Annotated in this window: 12 protein-coding genes; 1 reads left to right on the top strand and 11 read right to left on the bottom strand. The window is 49.1% G+C overall.

Annotated elements, in window-relative coordinates:
- Positions 1-2 precede the first annotated feature (2 nt).
- The 8 genes from rplI to srtB all read right to left on the bottom strand — a co-directional run bounded on the left by rplI (position 3) and on the right by srtB (position 5,699).
- Positions 3-449 carry a 50S ribosomal protein L9 gene (gene rplI / locus DWZ44_RS11165; protein ID WP_022461613.1) on the bottom strand — a complete coding sequence of 149 codons (447 nt, stop codon included), beginning with the start codon at positions 447-449 and terminating at the stop codon, positions 3-5.
- A gap of 1 nt (position 450) precedes the next feature.
- Positions 451-2,496, bottom strand: a complete 2,046-nt coding sequence (locus DWZ44_RS11160; protein ID WP_055228105.1) for a DHH family phosphoesterase — start codon at positions 2,494-2,496, stop codon at positions 451-453.
- Positions 2,497-2,685: 189 nt separating this feature from the next.
- Positions 2,686-2,934, bottom strand: a complete 249-nt coding sequence (gene rpsR, locus DWZ44_RS11155; RefSeq protein WP_022461611.1) for a 30S ribosomal protein S18 — start codon at positions 2,932-2,934, stop codon at positions 2,686-2,688.
- A 20-nt stretch (positions 2,935-2,954) separates the two neighbouring features.
- Complete coding sequence (locus DWZ44_RS11150; protein WP_055220137.1) at positions 2,955-3,416, bottom strand: single-stranded DNA-binding protein; 462 nt, start codon at positions 3,414-3,416, stop codon at positions 2,955-2,957.
- A gap of 11 nt (positions 3,417-3,427) precedes the next feature.
- The gene (gene rpsF / locus DWZ44_RS11145; protein WP_022461610.1) at positions 3,428-3,715 is read right to left on the bottom strand and encodes a 30S ribosomal protein S6; all 288 of its coding nucleotides are present in this window, start codon (positions 3,713-3,715) and stop codon (positions 3,428-3,430) included.
- A 147-nt stretch (positions 3,716-3,862) separates the two neighbouring features.
- On the bottom strand, positions 3,863-4,054 hold the full coding sequence (locus DWZ44_RS11140) for a DUF951 domain-containing protein (protein WP_022461609.1): 192 nt from the start codon (positions 4,052-4,054) through the stop codon (positions 3,863-3,865).
- Between the two features lie 32 nt (positions 4,055-4,086).
- Positions 4,087-4,821: an NAD-dependent protein deacylase gene (locus DWZ44_RS11135; protein WP_117761939.1), complete on the bottom strand. Its 735-nt coding sequence runs from the start codon at positions 4,819-4,821 to the stop codon at positions 4,087-4,089.
- A gap of 26 nt (positions 4,822-4,847) precedes the next feature.
- Positions 4,848-5,699 carry a class B sortase gene (gene srtB / locus DWZ44_RS11130; RefSeq protein WP_117761938.1) on the bottom strand — a complete coding sequence of 284 codons (852 nt, stop codon included), beginning with the start codon at positions 5,697-5,699 and terminating at the stop codon, positions 4,848-4,850.
- Between the two features lie 207 nt (positions 5,700-5,906).
- Between srtB and DWZ44_RS11125 the strand changes: the two genes are divergently transcribed.
- Entirely contained in the window at positions 5,907-6,971 is a 1,065-nt protein-coding gene (locus DWZ44_RS11125) for a PTS transporter subunit IIC (RefSeq protein WP_117804871.1), read from the top strand.
- A gap of 87 nt (positions 6,972-7,058) precedes the next feature.
- Here the strand turns inward: DWZ44_RS11125 and DWZ44_RS11120 are convergent, their stop codons facing one another.
- The 3 genes from DWZ44_RS11120 to DWZ44_RS11110 all read right to left on the bottom strand — a co-directional run bounded on the left by DWZ44_RS11120 (position 7,059) and on the right by DWZ44_RS11110 (position 12,171).
- Positions 7,059-8,942: a serine hydrolase domain-containing protein gene (locus tag DWZ44_RS11120; protein WP_158565886.1), complete on the bottom strand. Its 1,884-nt coding sequence runs from the start codon at positions 8,940-8,942 to the stop codon at positions 7,059-7,061.
- A 177-nt stretch (positions 8,943-9,119) separates the two neighbouring features.
- Positions 9,120-10,688, bottom strand: coding sequence for an extracellular solute-binding protein (locus DWZ44_RS18710; RefSeq protein WP_226906330.1), 1,569 nt, complete (start codon positions 10,686-10,688; stop codon positions 9,120-9,122).
- Positions 10,576-12,171: a response regulator transcription factor gene (locus tag DWZ44_RS11110; protein WP_117804869.1), complete on the bottom strand. Its 1,596-nt coding sequence runs from the start codon at positions 12,169-12,171 to the stop codon at positions 10,576-10,578. Before DWZ44_RS11110 ends, DWZ44_RS18710 begins: the two co-directional genes overlap by 113 nt.
- Between the last annotated feature and the right edge of the window lie 11 nt (positions 12,172-12,182).

Raw genomic sequence — 12,182 nt, 5'->3', positions numbered from 1 at the left:
AATTATGCTTCTTTTACGATAACTTTCAGCTTTGCAGTTACTTTGGTATGCAGGCGGATCGGCACTTCTGTCGTTCCAAGAACCTTGATCGGGTTCGGAAGCTGCATTTTCTTTTTGTCGATGTCGTATCCGAGCTGCTCTTTTGCTGCCTCAGCGATCTCTTTTGCCGATACGCTTCCGAATACTTTTCCGCCCTCGCCGACTTTGATTGCTACGGTAACCTGTTTGTCCTCAATCTCTTTCGCGAAAGCCTGTGCCTCAGCGAGCTGCTCTGCTGCCACTTTGTCCTCGTGTGCTTTCTGGAGTTTCAGCTCATTCAGGTTTTTTGCGGTTGCCTCGATGCCGAGTTTTTTCGGCAGAAGCATGTTTCTTGCATATCCGTCACTTACGTTTACAGTCTGTCCTTTTTTACCAAGTGCTTTTACGTCTTCCAGTAAGATAACTTTCATATCAGATTTCTCCTCCATCCTGCATTTCTGTTAAGGTTGATTTTAGGAGGCTGCGCGCCCCCTCCAGATCGACGGTCTCAAGCTGGCATCCTGCCATATTCAGATGACCGCCGCCGCCCATCCGCTCCATGATGATCTGTACATTGACCTCATCAATCGCGCGGGCGCTGATATAGATCACGCCTTTATACTCGGTCAGTACAAAGGACGCCTTGACACCGACAATGTTCAGCAGCTCGTTCGCCGCTTGTGCTCCGACCACCGTCGGGCTGTCCACATAGTCGCTCGGGCATTCGGAAATCGCGAACTGGCCGCGGAACAGCTCCGCATTGCGGATCGTCTCTCCTCTTGCCTTGTAATCGTTCATATCCTCACGGAACAGCTTGCGCACACGCGTCACATCCGCACCGCAGCGGCGCAGGAACGCTGCCGCCTCGAACGTGCGGACACCTGTTTTCTGCATAAAGTTGTCGGTATCGATCATGATGCCGGCATAGATGCTGTCCGCCTCCACGTTCCGGATGCGGATTCCCTCGGTAAAATACTGGAGAATCTCGGCAACCATCTCGCTCGCGGATGATGCATACGGCTCAATATAGGAAAGCACCGAGTTGCGGATCGTATCGCTTCCCTGCCGGTGATGATCCAGCACGACGATCATTTTCGCCATGTACAGCAGATCCTCACACTGTGTGATGCTCGGCTTGTTCGTATCGACCACAACGAGCAGCGTGTTGTCGTCCATGATCTCTTTCGCCTCATGGTTGTTGACAAACATGTCCGCCTCATAATCCTGGTTGTCGCTGAACGTATTCATCAGCGGAATGATCGAGCTGGTCGGGTTGTCGATGACGATGTACGCTTTTTTATTCAGCGTTTTCGCCGCACGGTAGATACCGATGGCCGCACCGAACGAATCGGCATCCGGCAGGCGGTGTCCCATGACAACGACCTTCTCTTTCGTGTTCATAAACTCTTTCAGCGCGTGCGCCTTGACGCGGGCTTTGACTCTCGTATTCTTTTCCACAGCCTGCGTTTTTCCGCCGAAATACTGAATCTTCGAACCGTCCTTTAAAACGACCTGATCGCCGCCCCGGCCAAGAGCCAGGTCGATCGCGATTTTCGCATACTCGGAGTTTTTCGCAAACGATCCAGCATCTGCTCCGATACCCATACTGATTGTGACCGCCATCTCGTTTCCGATGTTGATGGTCTTGACGTCCTCGAGGATATCGAACTTTTTCTCTTTCAGTTCATTTAACGAACTCCGGCGCATGACCACGATGTATTTGTCGTTCTCATACCGCTTCACCAGTCCGTCGAGATCGTTGAAATATTTGTTGATCTTTCGCTCGACCAGTGCGGTCAGAAGGGAACGGCGGACCTCCTCGACGCTCTCCAGCGCCTCGTCGTAGTTGTCCAGATACAGAAGACCGGTGACCATCGTTTCGTCCTCGAATTTCCGCATATACTCGCGGAGCTCCGTCTCATCGAACAGATACAGTGCCTGAATAAAATAGCCTTTGATATCTGTGTTGATCATCTCCGAATTCTGGATCAGCTCGTCGATGCAGACGCTTTTTACATGGGCACGGAAATTCTTTTCGCCGTAAGCCACGTTGATGTCGGTCTCCTCCTCATTTTTCGGCAGCCGCTCGACCGTCAGCTCCGGAAAAATGGTGGCGATACATTTATGATACTGTGTATCCTTCCCTGTGATTTTTGTAAACTCTTTGTTGACCCAGAGAAGTTTTCCCTGCGAATCCATAACGGCATAGGGCAGCGCCAGTTCCTGGATCAGATGCTTCTGAACCTGGCCGTATTCGGTCGCAAAGGTAATCAGCTCGTTGATCACCTGCGGACGCTGTCTGTAATAGAGAACTGCGGCTGCGATCACATAGACTGCAAAAAACAGCGTGAACCACATTCCTGCCATCACATCCACAAAATACATGCCGATATTCATCACAAGCATCAGGATGGACAAAATCAGCGGCCATCGAAGATAGCTCCGCAATTGGCCGCTCAACTTCATTTTGCTTTTCATTTCCTAACACCTTTCCAACGTTGCGTGTTGTATTTCACTCCTGTCCTTCCGATTATACCACTTTGACCTGTACTTTGGCAACAAGATACTTCTGGATACAAAAAAGGTACCCGCCCTTTTCGGGCAGATACCTCCATTTATTTACCGATTCAAAATGAACGTTCGGACAGTGCTTAGCGCAAGTCAGAATCAATCATCTACGTACGGCATAATAGCCATATGTCTTGCTCTCTTAACGGCTACTGTTACTGCTCTCTGATGTTTTGCGCAGGTTCCAGTTACACGTCTCGGCAGGATTTTACCACGCTCGGATACATATTTTTTCAGTTTAGCTGCATCCTTGTAGCTGATCTCTTCTCCACCACAGAAAACACAAACTTTTCTTCTTCTGCGGGCCGGTCTTCTGGAAGCTGGTCTTTCACTATTATTATAAGCCATGATCAATCTCTCCTTTTCTATCAATTAAATGGCAATTCTTCGTCAATGCCATCGGGAATATTCATAAAACCATCGGCGCTGCCCAGGTCAGATGTATTCGCGGACGGAGCCGGATTGTTATGCTGCGGTGCGGAGTATCCTCCGTTGTTTCCGCCTGCATTTTTGCTCTCTGCAAACTCCTGCTCTTCTACAACTACGTCTGTCGTGTAGACCTTCTGGCCTTCACGGTTGGTGTAGCTTCCGGTCTGAATGCGGCCGGTGATGGCGATCTTCGTTCCCTGACGCAGGTATTTCTCTGCAAATTCTGCCTGGCGGCCGAAAGCAACGCATCCGATAAAGTCTGCGGTTGCGGAATCGCCGTCTCTGCGGAATCTGCGGTCAACAGCCAGTGTATAACGGGCTACCGCTGTGGAGTTCTCTCCAGCAGAGTATCTGACATCGGGATCTCTGGTCAATCTTCCCATCAATATAACTTTATTCATTCGCTTACCTCTTAAGCTTCCTTTTTAACGACTAAGTATCTCAGTACGTTATCCATAATACGCATATGGCTCTCGATCTCTGCCGGAGCTGTTGCGTCTGCTTCAAACTGAATAAAGTAGTAATATGCTTCACGCATATGCTGAATTTCGTATGCAAGGCGTTTTTTGCCCCACTCTTCTACTTCGCCAACTGTTCCGCCGTAACGGGTTACATAACCTTTGGCTTTCTCAACTACAGCTGCGCGTTCCTCTTCTTCAAGTTTTGCATTCACAACCAGTGCTAATTCGTACTTGTTCATGCTTTACCTCCTTTTGGACTTTTTGGCACCCCATTTTCATTATGGGGAGCAAGGAATTATTTTTATACGTCACAATTTGTTATTTTAACATAAAAAAGGGCTTATAGCAAGCCCTTTTTCGCGTGTTTTCTTGTTTTTTTCACGATATTACGCATCTTTTTTTCGTAATCCGCGGGTGTTTTTCTCGACCAGCTTGCGTGCTACCATGATCTGGTGGCCGCAGCCGGTGCATTTGAGACGGAAATCTGCGCCGACACGCAGGATTTCCCACTCGCTGCTGCCGCACGGATGCGGCTTTTTCAGTTTTACAATATCGCCTACTTCGTAATGTTCTGCCATGTTTCTTCCGCCTTATATTTTCTAATTAAAATCTATCTTACTTTGATGCTGCCGAGCACCTGCCCGATCGGCTGCTGGATCAGAAGATCCGCGTTTTTATCCATCGGCGTTGCGCCCTTGTTGATGAGAACCAGCGCATCGCCCTCAAAATACTGGAGAAGGCCTGCCGCCGGATAAACCGCAAGTGACGTTCCGCCGACAATCAGAAGATCTGCCGCCGCAATCGAGCGGATCGCACCGTCGAGCACTTTCTCATTCAGACTCTCCTCGTAGAGTACGACATCCGGTTTGATCATGCCTCCGCATTTTTCACATCTTGGAACGCCGCTGCTCCTTCTCACCAGCTCTGTATCGCAGAATGCCCCGCATTTCATACAGTAATTGCGGTGTGTGCTTCCATGCAGTTCATACACTACTTTACTTCCCGCCGCCTGATGCAGTCCGTCAATGTTCTGCGTCACAATCGCTTTTAATTTTCCCGCCGCTTCGAGCTCTGCAAGTTTCTTATGCGCCGCGTTCGGTTCTGCGCCGACCGGAAGCATTTTGTCGCGGTAAAAAGCATAAAACTTTTCCGGGTACCGCAGGAAATAGCTGTGGCTTAAAATTGTCTCCGGCGGAACGTCATACTTCTGATGATAAAGGCCATCCACGCTCCGGAAATCCGGAATCCCGCTCTCCGTGGACACGCCCGCGCCGCCGAAGAATACGATATTTTCATGCGTATCAATCAATCTCTGCAGTTCTTCGATTTTTCTTTCCTCTTCCATCTGTCATTCCTCCTCCTGACCAATCATTACCGGTTCCGCCGCACGCCCAGAACGACGAACCGTCCAGTCGTATCGCTCGCCGCACAGGTGGACAGCACAATAATATGGCTGTGTTCATCCATCTCCGGCTGCTCCACCGGAATCTCTGACCGCGCCGCCATGGTATTCAGATACTGTACAAACGCTTCACCCCCGCCGGAATACAGCGTGTAGACATCACTGTCTGCCTCCGTATAAAAGGCAGAAAAAATCTGGTACACATCGTTTGATTCCGACGTCAGCATCCAGAAATAGACGCTGTCCCTATATTTTTCCTGCTCCTTCATCTGTTTCAATTTTCCGAACATGGAGAGATTCTTCATATTATGACCGTAAACGATTGTGTTTCCATCACTGAAATCACCCTGATTCTGGTAATCGAGGAAAATGGAACCCGCAAAGTTGCTCGTTCCCTCATACGTCGTATGAAGATACGCATCGTTGTCCGGCCCCTGTACGACCGGGTAACTGATGTCGAGAGCTTCGATATAAAGCCATCCCTTCACATCCGGGTTAATCGCTTTTAGGGATTCAAAATCGACGGCAAGCGGCGGTTCTGTCGGATACGACAGTGGTTCCGGCTCCGGTTCGGAAGGCTCCGCCGGTTTGGATTCCGCCTGCGGCTCCTCTGTTTTCTTTGGTGCCGGTGTCTCCGGTGTTTTTGTAATTTCCGTCGTATACTGCTGCAGATCCCGGTATTCATCCGTACCGGTCTTGTAATCCAGGTAAATGCCGATCAGCTTATACCCGGAAAAGCAGAAAACAGCAAGTGCCGCTAAAAATACCAGAGTCCAAAGCGGATTGCCGCGTTTTTTCTGTTTCTTTTTCTGTTTTCCCATGCGTCTCCTTTATCACTTTTTTACTGTCTGCGCTGTTTTCTGGAAGCGCTCTGAATTTGTCTCAATTATAAGCGTGCCCCTTTCTTTTGTCAACTTATGCCCCCGGAAAAGGATTGCACCCGCCCCCATCTTATGATAGACTAAAAGTCGACTGACAAGTCACTTGTGAATACAGTAACACACCACATACATGAGGAGGAATTCCATATGCGAACAATCAAAAAAGTCGCCTCGCACATCTTCATTGATGGCTTCGGCGGCATGACGCAGGGTCTTTTTGCAACCCTGATTATCGGTACAATGATTCAGCAGATCGGTCTTCTGATCGGCGGTTCGACTGGAAATGTGATCTATCTGCTTGGAAAAGCTGCCGCAGCCCTGACAAGTGCCGGTATCGGTGTCGGCGTGGCAGTGAAATATGGGGAAAGCCCGCTTGTCACGGTTTCTGCAGCCGTCGCCGCCATGGTCGGCGGTTATGCCGGCAAGATCACCGGCGGCACATTCTTTGTGGACGGAAATGCCGTTCTGGCAGGACCTGGCGAACCGCTCGGCGCTTTCATCGCAGCTTTCGCAGGCATCACCTGCGGCCATCTGGTTTCCGGCAAGACCAAGGTTGATATCATCGTGACACCGGTCATCACCATCGGAGCCGGTTCCGTTGTCGGACTGCTCGTCGGACCGCCGATCTCCCAGATGATGACAGGCCTTGGAAGCATCATCAACTGGGCAACGGAACAGCGGCCGTTCATCATGGGCATCGTTGTTTCGGTCGTCATGGGTATGGTTCTGACACTGCCGATCAGCTCCGCTGCACTCGGCATCATTCTGAATCTTTCCGGTCTTGCCGCCGGTGCCGCAACGATCGGCTGCTGCTGCAACATGGTCGGATTCGCGGTTGCAAGTTATCGGGAAAACAAATTCGGCGGCCTTGTCGCACAGGGTCTTGGAACCTCGATGCTTCAGGTGCCGAACATCATGCGTCATCCACTGATCTGGCTGCCCGTCATCTTCTCGAGTGCGATTTTAGGACCCGTCTCCACAATCCTCGCCAATATGCAGAATAATGCAACGGGAAGCGGCATGGGTTCCGCAGGTCTTGTCGGACAGATCACAACGTATCAGACGATGATCACTTACGATGATCCGAAGCTCGTCATCATCAAAATCATTCTGCTCCACTTCGTGCTTCCGGCTGTGATCACCTTGTTCTTCTCAGAGGTATTCCGCAAGGCAAACCTGATCAAATCCGGCGATATGGCTTTGAATCTGTAATCTGTATTTTTAAAAGGGAATGGAACTGCGCATCCGGCAGCTCCATTCCCTTTTTTATCCACATTTCTCTTCTGATTTTTTCTGTTTTTACACCGTTTCTTCTGCGTTTTCCGCATTTTCCACTGCCGCGGCCGATTCAGCTTCCGCTGCCGCTTCTTCTGTCCCCGTTTCTTCCCCCGACCGCACACGGTGTGCCTCTACCATTGGCTCAATGGTCTGTGCCATCAGCAGATGGATCATGTCAAGGCTCCGCTCGCGGAACCGCGACGGCAGAAGCGGTGCGATCGCCACATCCGTCACGAGGGATTCAAGGCCCTCGATAATCAGATCCTTGCCCGGCGTCTCATTCCACTCCAGTCTGATCCGCTCGAAATCACGCTGGAAAATGATTTTGACCCTCCGTCTTGCGGCCTCTTCCAGAAATGCAAACTCAAGCTTCAGCACCAGTTCGCCGTCTTCATTCTCCGCAAACTGTCCCGTCGTTCCGAGCAGATACGATTCCTCGTTTTCCACCCATTCTACAACTTTGGACCCCGTAAGACCGATCTCAATGCGCTGTGTTTTTTCTCCCTCGGTCAGCTCGACAAAGAAACGGCCTTTTTCATAGAAGAAACCGATGCGGCGGATGCCGTCGGAAAAGTTGTTGTGGAAGACCTGCAGCGTCAGCGGAAACATGCCGACATGCGTGTCCTCCATTTTATATTCTTTTCCGTGCAGAAGCTGCGCCATATCGATCTGACGCGGTGTTCCGCTGTTCCGCGGCCCCGGTGTTCTCCGCTTCCAGCCGCCGCGCAGGATTCTTCCCGGTGTCTCTTTCGCGCCCTCCAGATCACGGCAGGTCTGCACCAGCTTCTGATATGCCATCGGGCTTTCCGCCTCGCCGGATTTCAGCTCTGCACCAAATTCCGCACCGAAATACTTCCGCACAATGTCAAGCATCTCACACGTCTGGAACAGCTCATTGCTGCCAGCATTCGTCACAATCACCACGCCGGTATCCGGATAACCGAGCACGTTCTGCCCCAGCATGCCATTGAACGCAAAGCTGCCCGGCCGCTCCTCCATCCAGACCTGGTAACCATAGCCATATTTTCCCATCTTTTCCGGCGGTGTCGCATGAACGGAGGTGGACGCTGCGACCCATTCCGCCGGGACGATCTGTTTTCCTTCGAATTTTCCGCCGTTCACGTACATCACCCCGAGCTTGGCCGCGTCCTCCGGGCACAGGAAGAGGCCCCAGCCGCCTTTCGTAATCCCTGCCGGGCAGCTCTCCCAGAAGATTTTTTTGATACCGAGCGGCTCGAACAGGCGCGGCCGCAGGTAATCCACCATCTTCATGCCGGTGCGCTCCTGTATGATTGCAGACAGCAGATACGTGTTCATACTGTTGTACTCAAACGCTTCGCCCGGCGTTCCCTTGACCGGCGCATTTAAGAAGCTGTCCACCCAGTCGTTGCCGGAAACAACGCCCATCTCGTTGAACTGTACGCCGCTCTTCATCGTCAGAAGATGCTTCACGGTCAGATTCGGGCGCAGGATCTTCTGCAGCAGACCGTTTCGTTTTTCAAAAATATCATAGACGTTCTCGTCCAGGGAAAGTTTTCCTTCACTGATCAGAAAACCAGCCGCCATGCCAGTGATGCTCTTACACATAGAATACGTCGCATGCCAGATGCCGCTGCGGTATGGGGCGAAATTGCATTCGCAGATGACATGTCCATTCCGCAGGACCAGCAGATGATGCATGTCCGTATGGCGCGCAGCGGCGAGCTCACGAAGCATCTGCGTCAGCTTTTCCGATGAGATGCCTTCGCTCTCCGGCACCACGCGCGGAAAATACGTTTCCGGAGATGCAAAATCCCCGAACGCTTCCTTCTGCGGCGCAAAGTCCGTCTTTCCCATATGTCCTGTCGTCCCACTCATAAATCCCCAGATCATTTCCATTGCGGTTAACTGTTCTTTCGCTGCCATGTACGATGCCTCCTGTCTCATGCGGTTGGATTTCCCTGTTTTTCCAGTTTTCCTCATTATATCCAGATTCCTTGAAAATCGCAATGCTTCTTCTGATAAAAAAGAACCGACATAGAAATCTGTATTTCGATTTCTGCCGGTTCTTTTCCGTGTGTGATTTTTTTATTTTACTTTAGCTTACTCATTCCAGAGTTTCATACGCTCCTGATAATTCTGTGTGATAACTTTTTCTACATCTTCCAGTCCTGCGTCATTCATTTCGGAAATCATCTTGTCGTACTCTTCCATTGCCGCATCGTGGCTGTCTGCATTCACAATCTTCGGATATTCCTGATCGTAGATATCCTGGATTTTCTGCCATTTCAAGCCATCCGGAGTGCTTCCTGCCGGGGCAAGGCCTGTAAACTCTGCGGTATCCCATCTGTCGTTCTCACCAAAGTGATTCATAGCCACCTGCCGGGTCTCTTTTACTTTATACTGTGATACATCGTATGGAGTTCCGTCTGTACCATTTCCGTTCTTTACAAACCAAGTCCATTTGCGGACGCCGGTATCCAGTTTTGTTTTGTCAAAATCCGTCTGGAATCCTTCAATCAGATCATCGTTCGGAACGTGTTTTCCATCTTCCATATTCCAGTTGGTTCCCTCAATACCCCACATCAGAAGATACTGTCCTTCTTCGCTTGCAAGGTAGTTGATCATCTTCATGGCTGCTTCCGGATTTTTACAATTCTTGGTGATCGCGATTGCATCCCAGCCAAGTGTACTTCTTCCGCAGTAAGTAGTTTCATCTGCACTGATTCCGTTTCCAAGGATTTTATAGGAATAGAATTTTGCATCTTCTCCTACAGAAGAAGCAAGTGCTGTATTTGCTGCATCGGTATCCCAGTAGGAAGCAAAGGTACTGAATACGTTACCTGCAGACAGTTTCTGCGTCCACTGATTTTTCTTGTTGACAACCCACTCTTTGTCCAGAAGGCCTTCGGTATACAGTTCATTGGCAAAGGACATCATCTCTTTGAAGTTTGGTGCTTTGGCAACATGTTCCAGATTGTCCCCATCCTGATAATATGTTTTCAGACCATACATTCCTTTTAATGTTCCATCGTAGTTTTTGGATTCTGCATCAAAGGTAATGGCAATACTCTCTTTTCCGTCAATGGTCGGATGAAGTTCTTTGAATTTCTTGCAAATGTCAATATACTCTTCCTGTGTAAATGGCTCATCGCTGTCTGCGCGGTCTTTTCCAACGATTTCGCACAGATAATCATAGCGCATCAGAACACCGGCTACCGGATCCGGATCTTCTCCGTACCAGTTATTCAGATAGTAATTCTTTCCATCGGTATAACGACTCTTGTTTAAGGTTTCCCCGTACATCTCTTTTACATCCGGACCGTACTCATCGATCAGATCATTCAACGGAAGCAGTGCGCCTGCCTCAATGTAACGGTTTACAATATCATTTCCACGATCCATCAGGACGATATCCGGGTAATTCTGACCGGTCAGCATCAGGTTCAATTTTTCCAGCGGATCTCCGGTTGGATTTTCTACCTGAATTTTGACACCTGTTTTTTCCTCAATTGCTTTTGCAACTGGATCATCAAAGGTATTGCTTCCGGAGTTTTTGTCAAAGATAGAAATCGTAACTCCGTCTGTTGATACCTCGCCCGATGCAGATGATGCACTGCCGGATGCAGTACTTGATGATGTACTGCCATTTGATCCGCATCCTGCAAGCATTCCCGCTGCCATCAGGACACTCATCGCCATTGCGATACACAACGCCAAAGTAAGAAACATTTTCATATCCAACCGCCAGACTCACTTCCCGTACTTTATTTTTCTTATTCTTTAACAGTTCCGCCGCCCTCTGCAGACGCATTTCCGTATTGTATTCCAAAATCGTTTTTCCTGTTGCCTCTTTAAACAGGCTCCTCAGATAATTCGGAGACAAACCGACCTCCGCGGCCAGCTTCTCGATATCTGCGCTTTCCGAGCAGTGCTCCTGAAGATATGTTTTTACCTGATAAACGGCATAGTAATTTGGATTTTGATTCTGTTCTTCAAAAAATGCCAACATCCGTTCCAGATACTGCTTCATCTTTTCCCGCATCTGATAACTGTTGTTTGCTTCAAAAATTTCATTTTCTCTCAAAATTTTTTCTGCTTCCATCCAGTTTTCCAGCAGTTCATCGCTCAAAACAAGACGGTTCCATAGATACATATAGAGATTATAAACTTCTCCCGCAAATGTTTTCGGCGCAAGCCCCTTTAGCTGTTGAAAATAATCTTTCATGGTCTGCAGCGTTTCCTGCTTTTTCCCGCTGCTGACCAGACGACAGATTTCTTCTCTCCGCTCCTTCTGTTCCCGGAAATGATATGCTTTTTCCTCTTCCGTTTCTTTTTCATCTGCACAGAAAAGTTCCGGTGGATCCATATGAAATGCCAGAACACAACAGTTCCGAAGTTTTTCCGCCTTTTCGTACAGGCAGTCAGCTGTCCATGCTCCACTGCACCATCCAACGGCTCTCGGTGCGTCTTCTTTCAAATCATTCCAGATCTGAAATGCCGTATCTTTCACCGACAGATACCCCGCCAGCAGCAGAATGCTGATCCGTTCCGTTTTGCTGATGTAACGGATGCCCTTGTATTTTTCCTGAATTTGGCTACAGATGTTTTCTTCCGTTTTTCCATAAACCGCTATGATTCCAAACCTGCACTCTTCCAGTTCTTCTCCAAATACACCACGGAAATTTTTCCGTAAAAGCTCTGTTTCCTGTTTTTCCCGCAAAGCCATTTCCAGCAACTGCTTCGCCGCCGTTTTCCGCGACCAGTCTGCTATCTCACTTTTCTCCAATTCACTTCTCACTTTTTTCAGACATGCTTCTACTTCTTCAATCGTAAATGGCTTTAAAAGGTAATCCACGGCATTCACCTGAAAAGCGGAATGGATATAGGAAAAATCATCATATCCTGTCAGAAAAACAATTTTGCATGGATACCCCCGGCGTACGATCGTCTCTGCCAGTTCAATTCCACTCATTCCTGGCATCTGAATATCCGTAATCACAATATCTGCCATATTTTCTTCCAGGCACTCCAGTGCCCTTCTGCCATTGCGCGCGGTAAATACTCTGGAAATCCCGTTCTTTTTCCAGTCAATATAATCCCGCAATGTCTCCAGTTCAATTTCTTCATCTTCTACAAGAAGAACGCGATACATTTTCTCCCTCC

The organism is Blautia sp. AF32-4BH, assembly GCF_003460565.1.
GTDB lineage: Bacteria > Bacillota > Clostridia > Lachnospirales > Lachnospiraceae > Fusicatenibacter > Fusicatenibacter saccharivorans.
Note: the sequence above shows the minus strand (reverse complement) of the source record. Positions and strands in the feature narration are given on the sequence as shown.

Excerpts from the sequence above, each read along its gene's own strand:
- DWZ44_RS18710 (WP_226906330.1), bottom strand. The coding sequence starts at position 10,688 with ATGCTTGCAGGATGCGGATCAAATGGCAGTACATCATCAAGTACTGCA.
- rpsR (WP_022461611.1), bottom strand. The coding sequence starts at position 2,934 with ATGGCTTATAATAATAGTGAAAGACCAGCTTCCAGAAGACCGGCCCGC.
- rplI (WP_022461613.1), bottom strand. The coding sequence starts at position 449 with ATGAAAGTTATCTTACTGGAAGACGTAAAAGCACTTGGTAAAAAAGGA.
- DWZ44_RS11110 (WP_117804869.1), bottom strand. The coding sequence starts at position 12,171 with ATGTATCGCGTTCTTCTTGTAGAAGATGAAGAAATTGAACTGGAGACA.
- DWZ44_RS11125 (WP_117804871.1), top strand. The coding sequence starts at position 5,907 with ATGCGAACAATCAAAAAAGTCGCCTCGCACATCTTCATTGATGGCTTC.
- DWZ44_RS11140 (WP_022461609.1), bottom strand. The coding sequence starts at position 4,054 with ATGGCAGAACATTACGAAGTAGGCGATATTGTAAAACTGAAAAAGCCG.
- srtB (WP_117761938.1), bottom strand. The coding sequence starts at position 5,699 with ATGGGAAAACAGAAAAAGAAACAGAAAAAACGCGGCAATCCGCTTTGG.
- rpsF (WP_022461610.1), bottom strand. The coding sequence starts at position 3,715 with ATGAACAAGTACGAATTAGCACTGGTTGTGAATGCAAAACTTGAAGAA.
- DWZ44_RS11160 (WP_055228105.1), bottom strand. The coding sequence starts at position 2,496 with ATGAAAAGCAAAATGAAGTTGAGCGGCCAATTGCGGAGCTATCTTCGA.
- DWZ44_RS11120 (WP_158565886.1), bottom strand. The coding sequence starts at position 8,942 with ATGGCAGCGAAAGAACAGTTAACCGCAATGGAAATGATCTGGGGATTT.
- DWZ44_RS11150 (WP_055220137.1), bottom strand. The coding sequence starts at position 3,416 with ATGAATAAAGTTATATTGATGGGAAGATTGACCAGAGATCCCGATGTC.
- DWZ44_RS11135 (WP_117761939.1), bottom strand. The coding sequence starts at position 4,821 with ATGGAAGAGGAAAGAAAAATCGAAGAACTGCAGAGATTGATTGATACG.